Annotated in this window: 9 protein-coding genes; 8 read left to right on the top strand and 1 reads right to left on the bottom strand. The window is 73.1% G+C overall.

Annotated features, from left to right (window positions below; translation table 11 throughout):
* Positions 1-65 precede the first annotated feature (65 nt).
* Together ACZ7LV_RS11275 and ACZ7LV_RS11280 are read left to right on the top strand one after the other, a co-directional pair.
* A complete protein-coding gene (locus ACZ7LV_RS11275; RefSeq protein ID WP_471938100.1) occupies positions 66-3,377 on the top strand; it encodes a right-handed parallel beta-helix repeat-containing protein in 3,312 nt (1,103 codons plus the stop codon).
* A complete protein-coding gene (locus ACZ7LV_RS11280; protein ID WP_471938102.1) occupies positions 3,374-4,609 on the top strand; it encodes a S8 family serine peptidase in 1,236 nt (411 codons plus the stop codon). The genes ACZ7LV_RS11275 and ACZ7LV_RS11280 overlap by 4 nt, the downstream gene beginning before the upstream one ends.
* 76 nt (positions 4,610-4,685) lie before the next feature.
* On the opposite strand, the gene eccCa is transcribed toward ACZ7LV_RS11280, so the two are convergent.
* A complete protein-coding gene (gene eccCa / locus ACZ7LV_RS11285; protein ID WP_471938104.1) occupies positions 4,686-8,705 on the bottom strand; it encodes a type VII secretion protein EccCa in 4,020 nt (1,339 codons plus the stop codon).
* Between the two features lie 454 nt (positions 8,706-9,159).
* On the opposite strand from eccCa, the gene eccD reads away from it, so the two are divergent.
* The 6 genes from eccD (at position 9,160) to ACZ7LV_RS11315 (ending at position 18,143) form a co-directional block, all read left to right on the top strand.
* Positions 9,160-10,563, top strand: coding sequence for a type VII secretion integral membrane protein EccD (eccD, locus tag ACZ7LV_RS11290; protein WP_471938106.1), 1,404 nt, complete (start codon positions 9,160-9,162; stop codon positions 10,561-10,563).
* A gap of 43 nt (positions 10,564-10,606) precedes the next feature.
* On the top strand, positions 10,607-12,181 hold the full coding sequence (eccB, locus tag ACZ7LV_RS11295) for a type VII secretion protein EccB (protein ID WP_471938108.1): 1,575 nt from the start codon (positions 10,607-10,609) through the stop codon (positions 12,179-12,181).
* 475 nt (positions 12,182-12,656) lie between these two features.
* The gene (locus tag ACZ7LV_RS11300) at positions 12,657-12,992 is read left to right on the top strand and encodes a hypothetical protein (protein WP_401678772.1); all 336 of its coding nucleotides are present in this window, start codon (positions 12,657-12,659) and stop codon (positions 12,990-12,992) included.
* A 60-nt stretch (positions 12,993-13,052) separates the two neighbouring features.
* On the top strand, positions 13,053-13,361 hold the full coding sequence (locus tag ACZ7LV_RS11305; protein ID WP_385376217.1) for a WXG100 family type VII secretion target: 309 nt from the start codon (positions 13,053-13,055) through the stop codon (positions 13,359-13,361).
* A 1,128-nt stretch (positions 13,362-14,489) separates the two neighbouring features.
* Positions 14,490-14,960: a type VII secretion system-associated protein gene (locus ACZ7LV_RS11310; protein WP_471938110.1), complete on the top strand. Its 471-nt coding sequence runs from the start codon at positions 14,490-14,492 to the stop codon at positions 14,958-14,960.
* Between the two features lie 24 nt (positions 14,961-14,984).
* The gene (locus ACZ7LV_RS11315; RefSeq protein WP_471938112.1) at positions 14,985-18,143 is read left to right on the top strand and encodes an AAWKG family protein; all 3,159 of its coding nucleotides are present in this window, start codon (positions 14,985-14,987) and stop codon (positions 18,141-18,143) included.
* Positions 18,144-18,189 lie beyond the last annotated feature (46 nt).

Below are 18,189 nucleotides of genomic sequence, written 5' to 3' on the forward strand. Positions count from 1 at the left end.
CACGAGCCCCCGGGCGACCGGGGGCGCGCCCGTTGAAGACGCCGCCCTAGCAAGGAGGTTGGTGCGTGTCGCGCCAGGTACTCACGGTCGGTCCGGGGGACCGGGACCGCTTCCGGACGATCGGTGAGGCACTCGCGGCCGCCCGTACCGGCGCGCTGATCAGCGTGCGGCCCGGGACGTACGCGGAGAACCTGGTGATCCACACCAGGGTCACCCTCACCGCCGCCGAGGGGCGCGGGACGGTCGAGATCCGGCCGCGCTCGGGCAGTGTGCTCGCGCTGCGCGCCGACGCCGTAATGCTCTCCGAACTGACCCTGCGCGGCGGCGACGCCGAGCTGCCCGCCGTGGACGTGCGGCGCGGACAGGCCGCGCTCGACGGCTGCGAGGTCGTCGGCGCCGCCTGGACGGCGATGCTGGCCGGGGGCACCGGTTCCCTCGCGCTGCGCGACTGCCGGGTGAGCAACCCGCAGGGCGCCGGCATCGTGGTCACCTCGACCACGCCCACCACCGTGGAGTCCTGCACGCTGGAACACCTTGGCACCAGCGGTCTGGTCCTCGCCGAGCAGGGCGAGGCCCGCATGCGCGGCTGCACGGTGCGCGACGCCCGCGGCAACGGGCTGCTCGCCAACGGCGAGTCCCGCGGCACCGTCGAGGACTGCGACATCTCCTCCACCGACAAGCCCTCCATCGCGCTCGAACAGAACTGCGCCCTCACGGTGATCCGCACCGTGGTGCACGACACCAGTACCGGCGTGCACCTGAGCAGCGGGGGCCGTACGACGCTGGAGGACGTCCGCGTCACCGGCGCCTCCGGCAACGGGCTCGCGCTGGCCGGCGGCACCGACCCGGTGCTGCGCCGCTGCCGTGTCTCGCGCACCCGAGGGCACGGCGTCCTGGTCACCGACCGGGCGCGCGGCACCTTCGAGGACTGCTGGGTGGACGGCGCCCAGGGCGCGGCGCTGCGGGTCGCCGGGGCCGCCTCCCCGGCGCTGACCGGCCTGACGGTCCGCGACTGCGAACAGGCCGGGCTGCTCCTGGAGGAGGACTCGGCGCCGGAGCTCGACCGTCTTGAGGTGATCGGCGGCGCGCCCGCGGTCGCCGTGCGCGCGGGCGCCAACCCGCTGCTGCGCCGCGCCCGGCTGGTGGAGCCCGCCGGCGACGGCATCGCGGCCGGCAAGGACGCCCGGGGCCGTGCCGAGGACTGCGAGATCGTCCGCCCCAAGGGCGCCGGCGTGCGCGTGGCCTCCGGCAGCACCCTCTACCTGGCCGGTGGCGGGGTGTCCGACTCCGCGGGCAACGGACTGCTCGTGGAGGACGGCGGCAACGTCACCGTCCGCGACTTCCGCGTCGAGACGTCCGGCGAGGAGGGCGTGGTGGTGGCCTCCGGCGGCGAGTTGACCGCCAACCGGACCACGGTGCACGCCGCCCGGGGCCACGGCTTCCTGCTCCGCGAGGGCGCGCTGGCCTCGCTCAGCGGCTGCGAGGTCAGCGGCGGCGCCCAGGACGGTTTCCGGGTGGAGTCCACCGCACCGGTCTCGCTCGTGAACTGCCTCGCCCGGGAGAACGAGGGCGGCGGCCTGGTGCAGACCGTGCCCGGCGAGCGGCTGGCCGTGGACGGCCTGAACAGCACCGGCAACGGCAAGCGGGACGCCTGGGGCACCGGCAGCGCCGAGAACACCGACCCGGCCGGCTCCGGCGCCGCGGACACGCCCCCGCCGGACCGCGCGGACGGCCCGCTCGGCGCCCTCAACGCGCTGATAGGCCTGGAGAACGTCAAGCAGCAGGTGCGCACGCTGGTCAACCTCACCCAGCTCGCCCAGCGCCGGGAGCAACTCGGCATGTCCGCACCGCCGATGAGCCGGCATCTGATCTTCGCCGGGCCGCCCGGCACCGGCAAGACCACCGTCGCCCGCCTCTACGGCTCCATCCTCGCCGAGCTCGGTTCCCTGCGCAGCGGCCACCTGGTGGAGGTCTCACGCGCCGACCTGGTCGCCCAGGTCGTCGGCGGTACGGCGATCAAGACCACCGAGACCTTCCAACGGGCGCTCGGCGGCGTGCTGTTCATCGACGAGGCGTACACGCTCGCGGCGGACAGCGGCAACGGCGGCGCCGACTTCGGCCGGGAGGCGGTGGACACGCTCCTGAAGCTGATGGAGGACCACCGCGACGACGTGGTGGTGGTCGCGGCCGGCTACTCGCGAGAGATGGACTCCTTCCTCGGCTCCAACCCGGGTCTGGCGTCCCGGTTCTCGCGGACCGTCGAGTTCGAGAACTACTCCGTGCCCGAACTGGTCGCCATCATGGAGAACATGTGCGCCCAGCACCAGTACGAGCTGGGGGAGGGCACCGCGGCGGCGCTGGCCGCGCACTTCGAGGCGATGCCGCGGGACGCGGGCTTCGGCAACGGCCGTGCCGCGCGCGGCGTGTTCGAGGAGATGGTGGACCGGCAGGCGGTCCGGCTCGCGGCCCAGTCGCAGGTCGGCGAGCACGATCTGCGGCTGCTGCTGCCGGAGGACGTCTCCGCCACCGCCGCGAAGGCCGCGGAGTCCACCCCGCAGGACGACCCGCTGACCCGCCTCGGCGACATGATCGGCCTGGCCGAGGTGAAGCGCGACGTGGCGGACCTGGTCAATCTGATCACCACCGCCCGCCACCGTGCCGCGGCCGGGCTGCCGGTGCCCTCGCTCAGCCACCACCTGGTCTTCACCGGTCCGCCCGGCACCGGCAAGACCACCGTGGCCCGCCTCTACGGCGAGATCCTGACGCAGCTCGGCATCCTCGACCGCGGGCAGCTCGTCGAGGCGGCCCGCGCCGACCTGGTCGGCCGCTACATCGGCCACACCGCCCAGCTCACCCGCGAGGTCTTCGAACGGGCCCGGGGCGGCGTGCTGTTCATCGACGAGGCGTACACGCTCACCCCGCGCGGGGGCGGCGCCGACTTCGGCCAGGAGGCGGTGGACACGCTGCTGAAGCTGATGGAGGACCACCGCGACGAGGTGGTCGTCATCGTCGCCGGTTACACCGACGAGATGGAGCGCTTCCTGGCCTCCAACCCGGGCCTGTCCTCCCGCTTCCCGCGCCGGATCGGCTTCGCCGACTACACCTCCGAGGAACTGGTCACCATCGTGCGTTCCCAGGCCACGAGCATGGGCTACGAGTGCGGACCCGGCACCGGCCCGCTGCTCAAGGAGTACTTCGACGCGATGCCGCGGGACCGTTCGTTCGGCAACGCCCGCCTCGCCCGCCAGGTGGTCGAGGCGATGGTCACCCGCCAGGCGGGACGGCTCGGTTCGCTGTCCGCGCCGACCCTGGACGACCTGCGCATCCTGATCCCCGAGGACGTCCCGGCCGCGGCCCCGAAGGCGGCCCCCCGATGAGCCCGCGCGCCCTCGGGGCGGCCCGTCTGCTGTCCGGGGCCGGTCTGGCCACCGCCCTGCTGCTGCCGGTGGCCGCACCGGCCCACGCGGCGCCCGCGGGCCCGCCCGTGGCCGACGGCAAGAAGGGCCAGGAACTGCCCGGCATGCCCTCCGCGCTCGATCCCGAGGCCGACCAGGTGGCGTGCACCGCCGCTTCCCGCGCGCAGGCACATAAGCAGGACTGGTCCCGCCAGCGCCTCGACCTGGACCGGCTGCGCGGGCACGGCACCGGCACGGGCGTGACCGTCGCGCTGATCGACACCGGTGTCGCCCCGGGCGCCGCCGGCCTCGACGGGCGGGTCACCGCCGAGGGCGAGGCGGCCGACGACTGTGTCGGACACGGCACCTTCCTGGCCGGCCTGATCGCCGGAACGGGCGGGGACAGCCCGAGCCTCGCCGGGATCGCGCCGGGCGCGAGAATCCTGGCCCTGCGCGGCACCGACCCGCGCGGTCGGGCCGGCGCGGACCTGGTCGCCGACGCGCTGCGGGCGGCCACCGCGGCCGGGGCCGAGGTGATCGCGGTCACGGTGGCGCTGCCGGACCGGGACGCGGCGCTGACCGACGCGGTCGCGCAGGCGCGCCGCGCGGGCGCCGTGGTCCTCGCCGCGGCCACCCCTGACCCGCCGTCACGGGGCGGTACCGACGAGATCCCGTCCCGTGTCTACTGGCCGGCGGGCGAGCCCGGCGTCCTCTCCGTCGCCGACATGCTGCCGGGCGGCGTCCGCCCGGACGGCGCGTTGCCGACCACCGGTGTCGACCTGGCCGCGCCCGGCGCCGGGGTGGTCTCCGGGGGCCCGCGCGGCGACGGCCACTACCTCGGGGCCGGTGCCTCGGTGGCGACGGCCTACGCCGCCGGCGCCGCCGCGGTGGTCCGGGCCGCCCACCCCGAGGACTCGCCCGAGACCGTGGTGCGCCGCCTGACCGCCACCGCCTACCCCGCCGACATCCCCCAGCTGGACGCCTACGCCGCGGTGACCACGGTCCTCGGCGACGCGGGCGGGCGCGCCGGTGCCGAGCGCGCCGCGGACCCGGTGGCCGTCCGCGACACCTCCGGCGCCGACCGTGCCACCGGCCGCGCCACCCTCTTCGTCCTCCTCGGGTCGGCAGCCGTACTCGCCGTCCTCTGGGCCGCGTTCACGCTCCCGAGGGCCCGCTCCCGAGGCTGGCGTCCGGCGGGCGCGGGCGAGGACTGAGCCGCGTGGGGCGACGGTGACGTAGCAAACGGGCGGGGGCCACCTCAGGTGGCCCCCGCCCGGACTTTCCGCTCCGTCAGGCTCCCTGCGGGCCGTCCTCCACCAGCGCCGTCTGCATCAGGCGGGACTTGCGCCGGGCGATGTGCAGGGCGCGGCCGGGCGGCAGGTTGAGGGGCTTCGCGTTGCCGAACAGGCGGCCCTCGGTGGGCGGGCAGGACAGCAGCACGGCCGGGTTGTTCGCCTCGTCCATACGGCGGATCAGCGCGTCGCTGAGGCCCCGTCCCGCGCCCATGGCGCTGCGGGCGACGATCAGGTGCAGGCCCATCTCGAAGCCGAGCGTCAGATGCTCGAAGAGCGGCTCGAAGGGGCTCTGGAAGGAGTTGCCGGAGACCATGTCGTAGTCGTCGACCAGGATGAACAGCCGCGGGCCGGTCCACCAGTCGCACCGACGCATCCGGGCGGGGGCGATGTCCGCGCCCGGGACGCGGGTCTTGAGCGCGCGCGCCGCGCCCTCGACGGTCTCCTTGAGGTTGTCCAGGGAGATCACGTGCCCGATGCGGTACTCCTCCGGGACGGCGTCGACCAGCGTGCGGCGGTAGTCCACCACGATGATCTTCGCCTCGTTCGGGGCGTAACGGGCGGTGACGCCCTCGGTGATGCGGCGCAGCAGATTGGTCTTGCCGCTCTCGGTGTCACCGACCACGATCAGGTGCGGGGTGCGGCTGAAGTCGTGCCACACCGGTTCGAGGGCGTCCTGGTCGATGCCGAGCGGCAGCCGCAGGCCGCCGCCCTCGGTGGCCTCGGGCGCGGGGAGTTCGGCGAGCGGCAGCCGGTGCGGCAGCATCCGTACCGGCGGTGCGGCCGGACCGGACCAGTGCTTGGCGACCTCGCCGACCAGATGGGCCACGCCCTCGCCGAGGTCGTCGAGGGAACCGCTGCCGTCGAGGCGCGGCAGACCGGCCAGGAAGTGCATCTTGCTGTCGGCGGTGATGCCGCGACCGCCGCTGCGCGGCACCGAGCGGGCCTTGCGGGTGTCGATCTCGGAGTCCATCGGGTCACCCATCCGCAACTCCAGGCGGGTGGCGGCCTGGTCGCGGACCTGCGCGGACAGCTCCACCCAGCGGGTCGTGGTGATGAGCAGGTGGATGCCGTAGTTCAGGCCGCGGGCGGCGAGTTCGTTGAACTTCGGGACCAGGTCGTCGTAGTCCTGGCGGACCGTGGACCAGCCGTCCACCACCATGAACACGTCGCCGAAGGGCTCGTCGGGGAACTCCCCGGCGGCCCGGCGGCGGCGGTAGGACTGCATGGAGTCGAGGGTGTGGTCCACGAAGAACTGCTCGCGGCGGGCGAGCAGCGTCATCACCTCGGCGACGGCCCGGTGCACCCGCTCCGGGTTGAGCCGCGCCGCGACACCGCCGACGTGCGGGAGCCCGGCGAGCTGCGAGAGGCCGCCGCCGCCGAAGTCGAGGCAGTAGAACTGGATCTCAGCCGGGGTGTGGGTGAGGGCCAGGGCGGCGATCAGCGTGCGGGCGAGGGTGGACTTGCCGCTCTGGGAGCCGCCCGCGATCGCGACATGGCCGCCGGCCCCGGAGAGATCCACGATCAGCGGGTCGCGGCGCTGCTCGAAGGGCTTGTCCACCAGGCCCACCGGGACCCGCAGCCTGCCGTTGCCGGCCCAGCCGGCCGCGGTGAGGCCACGCCCGGGGTCGGGGGCGATGCCGGGCAGCAGGGCGTCCAGCGGCGACGGCTCGTCCAGCGGCGGCAGCCACACCTGGTGGGCGGCCGGGCCCGAGTCGCGCAGCCGGTCGAGCGCCACGTCGAGCAGGGTCTCCTCGTCCCCGCTCTCCCCGGTCTTCTCGGGCTCGGGCTCCGGCTCGGACGACGGCTCCAGCGTCCGCGGCACCACCCAGCCGCTGGTCCACGGCACCACCTGGCTGGCCACCCGGGCCTGCACCACCGCGCCGGTGCGGCGCCGGTACGTGCCCGAGGAGTACGCGGCGCGGAACCGGGTCAGGGCCTCCACGCCCGACTTGAGGTAGCCGCTGCCCGGCTGGGCCGGCAGTTCGTAGGCGTCCGGCACGCCGAGCACGCCGCGGCTCTCCATGGCGGAGAAGGTGCGCAGGCCGATGCGGTACGACAGATGGCTCTCCAGCTGGTGCATGCGGCCCTCGTCCAGGCGCTGCGAGGCCAGCAGCAGATGCACGCCGAGGGAGCGGCCGAGGCGCCCGATCATCACGAACAGGTCCATGAACTCCCGGTGCGCGGAGAGGAGTTCGCTGAACTCGTCGACCACCACGAACAGGCTGGGCAGCGGGGTGAGGTCGGTGCCGGCGGCGCGGGCTCGCTCGTACTCCAGGGCGGAGGTGTAGTTGCCGGCGGCGCGCAGCAGTTCCTGGCGGCGGATGAGTTCGCCGTGCAGGGCGTCCTGCATGCGCTCCACCAGGGCGACCTCGTCGGCGAGGTTGGTGATGACGGCGGAGGTGTGCGGGAGCTCCTCCAGGCCGAGGAAGGTGGCGCCGCCCTTGAAGTCGACGAGGACGAAGTTGAGGGTCTCGGAGGAGTTGGTCAGGGCGAGGCCGAGGACGAGGGTGCGCAGCAGCTCGCTCTTGCCGGAGCCGGTGGCACCGATCAGCATGCCGTGCGGGCCCATGCCGCCCTGCGCGGACTCCTTGATGTCGAGTTCCATCGGGCGGCCGTCCACCCCGACCGCGATCGGCACCCGCAGCCGGGCCGAACCGGTGTGCCGGGCGAAGAGGGTGGCCGGATCGTGCCGGTGCAGGTCGGGGATGCCGAGCAGGGTGGTCAGCTCGACGTCGGTGTCCAGCGGCTGCGCGATGTCCGTGCCCAGGCTCATCCGGCGGGCGGTCAGCAGCCGGGCCAGCGACTCCGCGCCGAGCGGGCCGAGCCGGTCCGGCCGGCCGAGCGGCACCGAGCGTTCCTTGCGGCTGCGGTCGGTACGCACCAGGTTCACCTGGTCCGCGCCGACGGTCAGCCGCAGGGTGTTGCGGCCGGGCCGCCAGCGCAGCGCACCCGAGACGTCGAGGACCAGGGCGTTGCGATAGCCGTGGCCCTCCCACCGGTGCCCCTCGGGCACGGTCACGCCGTCCAGGACGACGACCGTGTACGGCTCGTCGCGGCCGGGGCGGGCGTCCGGGTCGAAGCCGGGACGCTCGGCGAACTCCGCGCCGAGCAGATCGTCCAGTTCGGTGAGGTCGGCGGTGATCCGGCGGACCTGACCGGCCCCGTCCTCCTCGTGCGGGTGCAGTGCGTGCGGCAGCCACTTGACCCACTCCCAGTCGGACCGCCGCTCGTCGCTCACACACACCGCGAGCCACAGCTCCTCGGGTGCGTGGAACACCGCGAGCTGACCGAGCACGGCGCGCACCAGGGCACGTACGTTCTCGACGTCCTCGGGTCGGCCCTCCCCGCTGTCCCCGGACGACGGGGCGCCCGGCGCGGCGGGCTCCTCGCCAGAGGGCTCCTCGGGGCGCAGCAGGACGCGGGCCGAGGAGCGCAGATAGAGGCCGAGGGGCTGCTCGGGGATGGTGGAGTAGGCGCGGATGAAGCGGCGCAGGGCGTGCGCGCAGAGCGGTTCGAGGTCCTCCACCGGGCGGGTGGAGACCGGGTTGAGGGTGAGCGCGAGCTGCTGCTCGCCCACGGCGAGCCGGACCTCGCCGAAGTCCTCGTCGGCCGGGCGGCGTTCCCACAGCCGCGAGGTGCGGGCCAGGGAGCGGAGCGAGGCGGGCTCCGGGTGGCGCCAGGCGAGCGCCCGCTGCTGCTCCGTGATGGTGGCCCGGACCCGCTTGCGGGTCTGCGCCAGGTAGCGCAGGTAGTCGCGGCGTTCGCCCTTCAGGCGCTGCTTGCGCTCACTGGAGCGCCGCATCAGCTGCCCCAGCAGCATGGCACCGGCGGAGAGCGCCATGACGCCCATCGCCAGATACATGAAGACGCCGTTCCCGCCCCCCGGGCGCAGGAACATCAGCATCATCGACACCGACATCAGGGCCATCGGCAGATAGGTCCATATCGCCGAGGTGTCGGGCACCGTCTCGGCGAGGACCGGCGGCTCCTGGAGGGTCAATTGCCCGTCGGGCATCTCGGGTCCGCGCCTGCGGGCCGGCCGGCGAAACAGCACCACACTCAAGGAACGAAACCTCCGGTTTCACTGGCTTTCCGGCCCGCGTCGAATACCGGCACACCCGGCAGCGGGAAAGACCGCACCGCGCCCATTCTGCGGGCCCCGGGCGTCGCGGTGAACGCCGGATGAATGTTGTGAGCGGAAAGCGGGGGACGGTCAACTCCCCCCGCACTCAACCGCATACCGGACGAGGAGTCCGGTCCGCAGCACGATCCGGCGGGCGTAGGCAGTAGTCTGCATTCACGTAACGCGACCTGTCCACGCGGGAGAGGTGGTTTCCGGGCGCACGGACGCAATTCCCTTGTCCGAGCGCCCGGTTCCAGGCCGCGCGGGTCTTCCGTACTCCGCGCACGGCCCCTCTCCCGGAGAAGTCCTCCTGTCAAAGTCCCCACCGAAGACGAGAGTTCAGCTGATGACCGACAGTGCGGTGGCCGAACTGTGCCGCCTGACCGTACGTGCGCCGAGCGTCTCCGTCGATCTGGCCGTACCCGCCGACGTGCCGGTCGCCGATCTGCTGCCCACGCTGCTGCGCTACGTCGGCGAGGAGGCCGAGGAGGCCGGGCTCGACCACGCCGGCTGGGTGCTCCAGCGGCTCGGTGACGCCCCGCTCGACGAGGAGAGCACCCTCGCGCACGCCGGGCTGGCCGACGGGGACGTGCTCTATCTGCGCCCGCACACCGAGGCGCTGCCCGAGGCAAGGCTCGACGACCTGGTGGACGGGATAGCCGACACCGCGGGCCGCAAGCTGCACACCTGGCACCCCGAGGCGGCGCGCGGCCTGCTGGTGGGCACCACCGTGGCGACCGTGGTGGCCGCGCTGGTGCTGGTGTTCCGGCCGGGCGCCGGGCCCGGCTCGACCCGGGCCGCCTGCGCGGCCGTGGCGGGGCTGCTGCTGCTCGCGGGCGCGGGCACCGCCAGCCGTGCCGTCGGCGACCGCCTCTCCGCGACCGCGCTCGGACTGCTGGTCGCGCCCTGCCTCGCGCTCGCCGGCTGGGTACTGCCGGGCGGCGATCCCACCGGGCCGGACGCGGCACAGGTCGTGGGCGCGCGGCTGCTCGCGGCGGGCGCCGCGGGCGCCGGTGGCGCGGTCCTCGCGCTGGCCGCCACCGCGGTCGGCGCGCCCGCCCTGCTCGCCACCGCGGTCGTCTCGGTGGCCCTCGCGACCGCCGGGGCCCTGATCGGCTACTCGGGCCTGGACATGCCGGCCGCGGTGGCGCTGGTGGCGGCCGTGGTCGCGCTCGCGGCCGGTGCGGTCGCCCCCCTGGCCTTCAAGCTGGCCGGCATGCGGATGCCGTCCCTGCCCTCCTCCGCCGGCCAGCTCCAGGAGGGGATCGAGCCCTACGCGGGCGACGAGGTCGCCGAGCGGACCGAACTGGCCGGACGCTGGGTCACCGCGCTCTTCGCGGCCACCGGCACCGTCGCCGCGGGCGCGCTGGTCGTCCTCGCCGAACACCCGGACCTGGCCGAGGTGCTGACCGCGCTCGCGCTGAGCCTGCTGCTGCTTCTGCACTCCCGGGGCCTGGTGCACATCGGGCAGCGGCTGACCCTGGCCGTGCCCGGGGTCTGGGGGCTGCTGCTGCTCGCCCGCGCCTGGGCGGTGGACAGCGACGGCGACGGACGCCTCGTGGTCTTCGCGGTGCTGCTGGGCGCCGCGGCCGCCCTGGTCATCGCCGCCTGGACGGTGCCCGGCAGGCGGATGCTGCCCTACTGGGGCCGCGCGGCGGAGATCGCGCACACCGGCCTCGCCGTGGCGCTGCTGCCGCTGAGCCTGTGGGTGGCCGGGCTCTTCGGCTGGCTGCGCGGCCTGTTCGGCTGAGCCCGCCCGCACGCCGGCAAGAGGAACGGATCGAGGAGAGGCCGTGCAGTCCAAACGCGACCAGGTACACGCCCACAGCTTCATGATGGGCAGGCTCAGCTCGGGCCTGCTGATGGCCGACCCGGACGCTCCGGAGAGCCCGCTCGGGCGCACCACCCGCGGCGTGGTCTTCGGTGTGCTGGTCACCGTCCTGATCGGCGCGGGCGCCACCGTCTACGGCCTGCTGCGGCCCGGCGGGAACGACAGCTGGCGCGACGGCGAGCACCTGGTGGTCAACCACGACACCGGCGCCCGCTACCTGTGGACCGACACCGACGGCGTCCTGCACCCGGTGCGCAACTACGCCTCGGCGCGGCTGATCGGCGGCTCGGATCTGAAGACCGTGGACGTCGGCACCGCCTCGCTGCGCGACGTCCCCGTGGGCGCCCCGGCGGGCATCCCCGGCGCCCCCGACACCGTGCCCGGCCCCGGCCAACTCGACGACGGCCCCTGGCACCTGTGCGTCACGGGTCCGGGCGGCGCGCTGCCCGACACCTCCGGCGCCGTGGCGGACACCGGGGTCGACGAGCCGGGGGCCACCACCGTGGTCGCCGGCGCGCCCCTGGACTCCCGCGGCATCGGCGGCGACCGGGGACTCCTGGTGCGCGGGCCGGACGACACCGAGTACCTGGTGTGGCGGGGCAGCAGGCTGCCGCTGGACCGCGAGTCCGACGCCCGCAACGCCCTCGGCTACGGCTCCGAGCGGCCGATGCCGGTGTCGGCCGCCTTCCTCGACGCGCTCGCCCCCGGGCCCGCGCTGAAGCCGCCGGAGGTGGTGGGACGCGGCGAGGAAGGGCCCGAGATCGGCGGTGAGGCCAGCCGGATCGGGCAGCTCTTCGAGGTCAGCGTGCCCGGCGGCGGCAGCACCTACCACCTGCTGCGCAAGGACGGTCTGGTGCCGCTGACCCGGCTCGGCGCCGCCCTGGTGCTGGGCGACCCGGCCACCCAGAAGGACGCCTACGAGGGACGGTCGCCCACGGCACGCACGGTGGGCGCGGACGCGCTGCGCGAGCACCGGGCGCAGGGCTCGGGCCCCGCAGGCTCCGCCGAGCTGCCGGACGCGCCGCCCTTGCCGCAGTCCGCGCCGCGCGGCACGGCGCTCTGCGCGCAGGTGGACGGCGACGACGGCGGCGCCCGGATCAGGTCGGTGCTGGTACCGCTGAACAGGCTCGCCCCGGTCGCGGTCGCGCAGGGCACGGCAGCGCCGGTCGAACCGGCCTGCGTCCCGGTCGACGCCACGGTGGTACGGCCAGGGCGCGGCGCCCTCGTGAGGGCCCTGCACGCCAGCGGCGCCGCGCACGCCGGGACCACCTATCTGGTCGCGGAGAACGGCGTGAAGTACCGCGTCCCCGCCAAGGATTCGCTGGCCGCGCTCGGGTACGGGGCCGAGGACATCGGCTCGGTCCCGGCACCGCTGCTCGCGGCCCTCCCGACCGGCGCGGACCTCGACCCCTCCGCCGCCTCGGGCGTCACGGAGCCCAGAGTCACGGCCCCTGAGTGCGGCGGCGCCGGACAGCCGGCGGGCGGCGCGCGGAGCGCCGGGGCGGCCGAGCTGGACAAGGCGGACACCGCGAGCTGATCACGGCAAGGACCGCATACCGTGCCGAAGAAAGGGAAAAGGACGGCAGCAGGAGAGTAATTCGGCCAAACTCGGAGCCGACGGTGGGAAGTCCGCCGAGTGGTCACGGGATCGGGCCCGGCGGAGAACCTCAAATAAAGCTCAGAATTCCCCACCGGGCGCGGCGCCGTAATCCCGCCGAAGCGCCCGCAATGCCGGGCGGGCGCTCCTCGATGCCCGTTCTCGTGCCGCGCCTGCCCGTTTTCCGCCCGCCTCACAGGGCCGCGCCGGACGGGTTGTGTCCCGGTGTCCGCCGGGCGAGCTCGGCTGTTCATACCGGGGAAACCTCCGCACAACTCCCTTGCCACGCACGAATTCTGGAGCGAGCTGACCGATGCTCAAATCTTCCCTGCACGCGTTGCGCGGAACGTCGGCTTCTCTTTAGCCTCAGCGAGCAACGGTGTGACGAGACATGCCCGAAGGAAGGGAGCGCGACATGGCGGACAGTGCCGCGAGGAAAGCGGACTATGCCAAGGGCTTGGGGGGCGTCTCCTCCCTGGAGTCGGCCCGTGACCAGGTCGAGAAGATCCAGAACAACGTCGGCGAGATCGCCGCGCGTTCGGGTGTCGGCGGCGACGAGGGCCAGGCCCTGCTGAAGCTCTTCCGCAGCTGGAACACCGAGGCGCAGAAGGTCGTCGTCCAGATCAGCAAGATGATCGACGCGCTCCAGGAGAACGTGACCTCCGCCAACCGCCTGGCGCAGGAGAACCAGGACCTGACCGAGGTCCTCAACAGCAAGACCAGCCAGGGCGTCTTCGAAGCGCTGCGCTGACCCGTCCCGCAGCACCGGCTCCGGCGACGCGGCCGGATCCCCCTTCCGAGAGGAGACGTCATGGCCGACGGCATCATCGACGTGCAGTACCCCGTGGTCCGCAACGCCATCGAGGAGTTGATGGCGCAGACCCAGCAGATCATCACGACCCTCAACAACCTGGAGGACGAGCTGAAGCCGCTCGTCAGCTCCTGGGAGGGCGCGGACCAGGAGACGTACCGCCAGGTCCAGGCGGAGTGGGACCAGGCGACCAAGAACATGGCCCTGCTGCTCGGCGACAACGGCGAGCTGATCCAGACCATTCACGACAACCACTCCCGCGACGAGCGCAGGAGCGCCGACAACTGGGGGAGCGTGCGGGCCCGCTAGGCATCGCCGGAGCGGTCAGCCACCCCTGTGCGGGGCGGAGGGCCCCCTCGCGGGGCCCGGCACCGGCGTCCGCGACCCGCTCCTCGCGGCGGGTACGGCCGCGCGCCCGGGGACGACACCCGAACAGTCCCGTCCGACACCCCGCCCGGCAAGTACCTTCCGGGCTCACGCTTCGGGAGGTACGTCGGGGCTCGCGCTTGGGGGGCTTCCGGGCTCGCGCTTGGGGGAGTGGCTTCCGGGCTCGCGCTTGGGGGAGTGGCTTCCGGGCTTGGCTTCGGGAGGTACGTCCGGGCTTGCGCTCCGGGGGGCGGCTCGTGGGCTCGCGCTCTGGGGAGTGGCTTCCGAGCTCGCGCTCCGGGGAGTGGCCTTCGGGCTCGCGTCCCCAGGAAGTGGACCTGGGCTCGCGCTGAGGGAGTGGCTCCTGGGCTCGCGCCCCGGGGAGTGGCCTTCGGAGGCTGTCGTTCCAGGAAGTGCCGTCCGGCGCGGCGCTTCGGGGCGTGCCTTCGGTGCCTCGCCCCGAGAAGTACCTTCCGGGCCAACGCCGGAAGTACCGTGCGGCACCACACCTGGAGTGGCTCCGTGCGGGGCCGGCGTCCCAAGGTTCCGTGCGGGGCCCTGCGTCCCGAGCAGCGCCGTCCGGGCGGCGTCCCGAGCGGTCCCGTCCGGGTCGGTGTCCCGAGTGGTTCCGTGCGGGGCCCTGCGTCCCGAGCGGTCCCGTCCGGGTCGGTGTCCCGAGTGGTTCCGTGCGGGGCCCTGCGTCCCGAGCGGTTCTGTCCGGGTCGGTGTCCCGAGCGGTCCCGTCCGGGTCGGCGTTCCGAGCAGTGCCGTCCGGGCGGCGGCCCGAGCGGTCCCGTACGGGCGGCGTCCCGAGCTGTCCCGCCCGGGTCGGTGTCCCGAGCGGTCTTGCCCGGCTCGGTGTCCCGAGCGGTTTCGTCCGGGGCCTGCGTCCCGACGTCGTTCGGTGGCGCCGGCGTCGTGTTGGAGACGTGCCGGACGTCGGCGTGCGGGCGCGGGCTCCGGATCGACCCCGGTGTGCCCGACCGGCGCACCGGCCGGCCGTCGCCCCCCGGGGCGGCCGCCGGCCACCCCCGTATCCCCGTCCGGCACCAAGCGGCAGGAGAGCGTCCCATGGCCGGTGAGAAGGCCGACGTCAAGCATTTCGACCTCAAGCAGATGGAGAACTTCCGGGACAACGAGGTACAGCCCGTCCACACCGCCGCGAAGAAGCACCGCGAGGAGGGCGACGGCGCGCACATCCGCCCGCTCGGCCACCTCATCGACGGACACACCACGCCCGAGAACCTCGCTCAGGACAAGCAACTCCTGCGCATCGGCCGGATGGTCACCGAACCCCTGGTCTCGGGTCCGAAGCTGATCGAGGACATCCGTGCCGCGGCCGAGGCCATCGACAAGCTGCTCGGTGACCAGATGGAGCTCTTCAAGGAGCTCAAGGAGGCCCTCACGGAGACCATCGAAGAGGCCAACAAGACCAAGGACAAGAATCTCGGCGCGATCGACGCGCAGACACTCCTCCAGACCTTCGACGAGGTCGACACCCTCACCGCCGGCAGCACCGGCGACCCGGACGACGAGTCCTGACCCACCGACCAGAAAGGAAGCCCGGTGCCAGATCGGTACGATCCCAACTCCGCCGCAAACCTCGACAAGTTCGACAACGCAGGCGACCCGTCGACCGACACCTGGGCCACCCTGGTCACCCACATCACCGGCTATCCGGTGCCGGACCGCAACACCATCTTCGACACGCTCCGCTCCGAACACGGCGGCAAGCTGTTCCGGATGGACATCCCCGAGCGCAGCCTCTCCCTGCTCGTCAAGGACTCCGGGTTCCTGACGAACAAGGGCGAGGACTACGACATCTGGTTCTTCGACAGCGGCAAGAAGCGCTCGATCATGCAGGCCCGCATCGTCTTCGAGGGCCGTGTGAAGGTCGGCGAGGAGATCATCTTCGCCGGTCCGGGCTCGGACAACGTCCACGACGCCCAGGTCCGTGAGGGCAACGAGTTCACGGACTACAACAAGGACAAGATGAGCACCATCCCGCTCGCCCGGTACATGAACGGGCCGCGGGCGGCGCTCCTGGCCCTGCTGGGCGGCAGCACGGCGGACGCCCGCTTCAGCAACCTCGGCGCGCCCGGGGCCGACGTGGTGGACCTGAAGTCCTTCACCACCACCGGCGAGTCCTTCGACTTCGCCGCCAAGTTCTTCAAGGACCACGCGGTGGTGCTGAAGGACTGGGAGGACCGCTTCGGTCGGGACGACGCGAGCTGGAAGGGCGAGGCGGCCGAGGTCTTCCGCATCCTGCTGAAGAAGATCCGCGAGAACTACGACAGTTACGTGGAGACCTTCAACCAGAACCCCGGCTCCGGCAGCGAGACCGGCACCGGCAACACGGTCTACTCGCGCGCCCTCTCGCTGGGCCGCAAGTACCTGGAGGACTCCGCCACCAAGCTGCTGGAGGCCTGGCTGGCCTGGGCCAAGTCCCCCTACTACGACCCGCACCAGGTGCTGCGCTACGTCCTCGACGACCTCGCCCAGTGGGTGGACGCCAACAACGTCGCCAAGACCGACATCAAGTCGACCAGCACCCGCTACACCACGACCGTCGGCCACAGCCCGCAGGCCGGTTTCTCCCAGGTGCACCCCGAGTACGGCGACCTCACCGACATCGCGAACTGGGCGAAGGTCGGCGACAAGGCCGTGAAGATCTGGAGCCAGGGCGTCGACGAGTTCCTGGGCAAGCCCGCCGCCCAGGTGCAGTCGGCCCTGAACAACCACTTCCTCGACCTGGGTGACGACTTCTCCGACAACGTGCCCAAGCCGAAGTCGACCAGTACGGCCTCGGAGGAGTACGAGAAGAAGCAGCTGGAGGAGGAGAAGGAGGAGATCAACCGGCAGAACGAGGAGAACCGCAAGTACCAGGACGAGCTGCGCGCGGAGCAGGAGCGCCAGCGCGAGGAGGACCGCAAGTACCAGGAGGAGCTGCGTGAGGAGCAGAACCGCCAGCGCGAGGAGGACAAGAAGTACCAGGACGAGTTGCGTGAGGAGCAGAACCAGCAACGCGAGGAGGAGAAGCGACTCCAGGAGGACCTGCGCAACGAGCAGAACCAGCAGCGCGAGGAGGACCGGAAGTACCAGGACGAGCTGCGCGAGGAGCAGGCCAGGGTCATGCAGGAGAGCCTCGGCGGCCTCAACGACCCCAACGCGGTCACCGAGCAGAACCTCGGGAGCCTCGACGACCTGCTGGGCTCGAACAACGTGGTCACCGAGAGCCCCGGCGACCTCGGCGACGGCCGGCAGTCCCTGACGGACCAGCCCCCGACCACCACGGACCTGGGCAACCTCGGCCCCCTGAACGTCGGCGGCGGCCCCCTCAGGACCCCGACCGGCGGCAGCACCCAGCTCAACGACGGCAAGCTCACCACCGACTTCCCGGACGGCAGCAGCACCAGCTTCGATCCCGACAGCGGGACGCTGACGACCACGCATCCGGACGGTTCGACCACCACGACGGATCTGGGTGACGGCGTCAAGGTGACCAACCCGGACGGGTCGGTGACCTCGCTGGGTGACGACGGCAAGCTGACGACGACGTTCCCCGACGGCACCACGCAGACCGTCGACCCCGCCACGGGGCAGACCACGACCACCGACCCGGACGGCACCACCACCACGGAGAACCTCGGGAGCCTCGGCGACCTCAACAGCCGGAACAGCTTCGGCGACCTGGGCGACCTCGACCTCGATCTGCCGACGCAGTCCGACGGCGACCTGGGAGACCTCGGCGACCTCGGGGATCTCAACAGCGACCAGGACGTGCTGGAGACCCCGACCGGTGGGCGGACCGAGCTGGTGGGCGACGACTTCGCCACCACCTTCGCGGACGGCAGCAGGGCCGTCTTCGACCCGGACACCGGGCTGCTCACGACCACCGACGCCGACGGGTCCACGACGACGACGGACCTCACCCACGGCGCGAAGGTGACCAATGCGGACGGCTCCACCACCGTCCTCGACAACGGCCGGCTGACCACCACCTTCCCCGACGGCAGCACCCAGGTCATCGACCCGGACACCGGCATCGCCACCGTCACCGACCCGCAGGGCAACACGGAGACGGTGAACCTGCACGACCTCAACTCGTCCGGAGGCCGGGACGGTTCACCCGACCTCGACCTCGAGAGCCTCGGCGGCCTGGGCGGCCCGAGCGGCGACGGCGCCACCACCCGGGACCTGTCCCCGTCCGATCTGGGTCTCGGCGGGAGCGTCGGCACCGGTGCCACCGGCGGTGGTCTGTCCGGGACGGACGCCTTTTCGCCGGACGGCGTCGCGGGAGGCGGTGCCGCACCGCTCTCTGACGGTGCCTCCGGCGGCGCGGGCACCCCGCTCGCCCCCATGGCAGGGGCCCCCGGCGCGCCCGGCATGCCCGGCAGCCCCGGCATGCCGATGGGCGGCATGGGCGCGGGTGGCATGGGCGCCGGCGGCGACCGTGGCAACGGCGAACGCGTACGTGCCGTCCTGGTCGACGCGGCGGAGGAGAGCGAGCGGCGCAACCGCAGGCGGCGCAACCCGTGGAACCGCCAGGAGGACTCCGACACCTTCCTGACCCCGGCCTCCCGGGTGGCGACCACGGGCGGCGACTCCCCCGAGGAGGAGGCGGAGCCGGGCCGCAGGGCGACCAGTTCCGCGGACTACCTCGAGGAGGACGCGGACGTGTGGGGGACCGAGGAGGGCGGCACCCCGGCCGTCATCGGACGATGAGTGCCGCGCGGAGACGTATCCCACCCGGCCCCGGCTTTCGCGACCG

It is taken from the genome of Streptomyces sp. NPDC107562, from assembly GCF_055657325.1.